Below are 2,587 nucleotides of genomic sequence, written 5' to 3'. Positions count from 1 at the left end.
TGCGTATTCCGATGATTCCGGTCAGTGATTCCGGCGATTTCGATCGCGTTTCCCGCGCTGGTTATTTCTTACTTTAGTTTTTAACCCGTCTGATCGGTTTGCGCCAGTTTACGCATTGATTCTCCCCTCAGCTCAACGCGATGTCCGTTGTGCAGTAGCCGGTCCATCAGGGCATCGGCTACCGTCGGGTTGCCTACCAGTTTGTACCATTCACTCACCGGTAGCTGACTGATGATGATCGTGCTTCCCCGCTGGTATCTGTCCTCCATCACTTCCAGCAGATCTGAGGCCTGACGGGTGTTCAGCTTCTCAAGCCCCCAGTCATCAAGGATGAGCAGATCCTTTTTCGACAGATGCAGCAGTTGCTTCTGGTAACTCCCGTCGGCATGGCCGATATTCAGGTCATCAAGCAGCCGCGTCAGCCGGTAGTACACCACCTGGATATGCTGCTGACAGGCCTGTTCGCCCAGGGCACAGGCAACGTACGTTTTTCCGCATCCCGTGGGGCCGGTGATCAGCACATTTTCATGACGGTGAACATAAGCGCCTGTCAGCAGCTGCACCAGTAACTGCCGGTTCAGGCCCCGTTCCGGCCGGTAGTCAAGCTGTGAAGGCTGCGCATCCAGCCTCAGTTTCGACTGTCTTCGCAGACGGTTGACCTTCGAGACCTCACGCTGCAGCAGTTCGTGCTCCAGCAGGAGACCCAGCCGTTCCTCGAAGCTCAGCGAGGTGTAGGTCATCGGCTGCGACCATTGCAGCTCCAGCGCGTTACTCATGTGCCCCAGCCGCAGGGCACGTATCTGTTCCAGCAGGTTGTTATGCATTATTTTCTCCTCAGTGGTAGTACCCGGCACCGCGTACGTTGCTGTGCTCGACAGGGGACTCATCCGGCGCTTCGTCTTTCAGCCGGTCCCGGTGGTTTGTCAGCAGGTTCAGGATCACCTGACGCCATGGGCGCTCCAGTAACAGCGCCTGCTGGCAGGCATTCTCAAGCCTGGCATCACCATATTCACGGCTGAGATTGAGCAGCCCCAGGCAGGTCCGGTAAGCCTGTTCAGGATGCGCACGATGGTGCAGGTGCCAGGCCACCACGGCGCGGGTGGCGCTGCCGATGTTCTCGCCCCAGGACAGCAGCCTTTCCGGGCTCCATCGCTGCCGGCGATGGGATTCCGGCATGTGCTCTGCCTGCGTGGTGAAGCCACCCTGTTGCTGTGCCCGTGGATGCTGGGCAACCAGCGTTCCCCGGTGATAGAGGCGGATGAGCCTGGCACCGGCTTCGATATCGATATGGCTGCCGACCAGCGCATGAGGCACGGAGTACGCATGTTTGCCATACAACACGTGATAGTCCGGTCCGACCTTTGCCCGTCGGATATCAACGTATTCATAGCGGTATGGCGGGAGCGCCTTCAGTGCAGGCTTATCCAGTTGTTCATACAGGCTTTTCCTGCAACCCGGCAACCGACGGAACGGCCGCTCATTAAGATCCTGCAGTAGCTCACTGATGGCCAGATTCAGCGCGGCCAGCGTATGGAACACTTCATGTCGCAACCGCATCAGGATCCAGCGCTCCACAACCTGAACGGCATTTTCAACTTTGGGTTTGTCTTTCGGCTTACGGGGCCGGGCTGGGATCACTGCCGTGTTGTAGTGCCGGGCCAGCTTACGGTAGTTCTCGTTCAGTACCGGTTCGTAACGGTCTGCGCGGCTGACCGCCGCTTTCAGGTTATCCGGGATGAGAAGCTGAGGAACACCGCCGAAGAACTCGAACGCCCTGACGTGGGCCATCAGCCAGCTTTCCTGCCGCTGGTTTTCACAGGCTTCAACATAGGTGTAGTTAGAGGCACCGAGTGTGGCGACGAAGATATGCGCCTGCCGGACCTCCCCCGTATCCGGGGTGATAACCGGGACTGTCGGCCCGCAGAAGTCGAGGAACAGCTTCTCACCGGCGACATGATGCTGACGCATGCTGCGTTTTTGCTGCTTCAGCCACTCACCATAGAGGTTACAGAACTGGCTGTACCCGTAGGCGTTTTCGCCAGCTTCCTGCTGATATTCCTGCCAGAGCAGGATTTTGGTCATCCCTTTACGCTTCAGTTCCTGATGGCACAGCGGGAAGTCAGGCATCCGTTTATGGCTGTCGCAGGCGCGTCCGGTATAGAGCAACGCTTCGAGTTGTGATTCCGTCATCTCTTCCGGCAGGGGCCAGGCCAGCTGGCTCCCCCTGAAGCGGGTGACCACATCAGATACGGTGCTGCACCCGATATTCAGGCAGGCCGAGATGCTCCTGTTGGGCAGGTGACAGTCAAATTTCAGGCGCAGCAGTTCTTTAATTTTACTCATCCGCGTTCTCAGTCTTGCCATGGCGACACTCCTCCGGAAGATGCGTTATCAGGAAGAAGTGTTGTCCATTGTTTTAAAAGTGAAAAGCGCGAGATTCCGACGACAGGATCACCGATTCCGACAATCCGATCACGGATTCCGGAGCCAGGATCACGGATTCCGACGGCGGGCCAAATCTGACCGGAACAAATCGGAATTCGTGGTCGAATTAAATCGGAAAGTGCGATCGGATTAAATCGGAATC

3 protein-coding genes are annotated in these 2,587 nt (G+C 57.2%); all 3 read right to left on the bottom strand.

Annotation, left to right across the window (positions count from 1 at the left end; translation table 11 throughout):
- Positions 1–80: 80 nt before the first annotated feature.
- Positions 81–824, bottom strand: coding sequence for an IS21-like element helper ATPase IstB (gene istB / locus ACSZO1_RS22165; RefSeq protein ID WP_437616514.1), 744 nt, complete (start codon positions 822–824; stop codon positions 81–83).
- Positions 825–834: 10 nt separating this feature from the next.
- A complete protein-coding gene (gene istA / locus ACSZO1_RS22160; protein WP_437616512.1) occupies positions 835–2,364 on the bottom strand; it encodes an IS21 family transposase in 1,530 nt (509 codons plus the stop codon).
- On the bottom strand, positions 2,352–2,587 hold a 236-nt coding region (locus ACSZO1_RS22155), incomplete at its 5' end, for a hypothetical protein (protein WP_437616510.1). The genes istA and ACSZO1_RS22155, both read right to left, overlap by 13 nt.

It is taken from the genome of Erwinia sp. V71 (assembly GCF_965644245.1).
In the GTDB taxonomy this organism is placed as follows: Bacteria; Pseudomonadota; Gammaproteobacteria; order Enterobacterales; family Enterobacteriaceae; genus Erwinia.
Note: the sequence above shows the minus strand (reverse complement) of the source record. Positions and strands in the feature narration are given on the sequence as shown.

Coding starts and splice junctions, on each gene's coding strand:
- istA (WP_437616512.1), bottom strand. CDS start 2,364: ATGGCAAGACTGAGAACGCGGATGAGTAAAATTAAAGAACTGCTGCGC.
- istB (WP_437616514.1), bottom strand. CDS start 824: ATGCATAACAACCTGCTGGAACAGATACGTGCCCTGCGGCTGGGGCAC.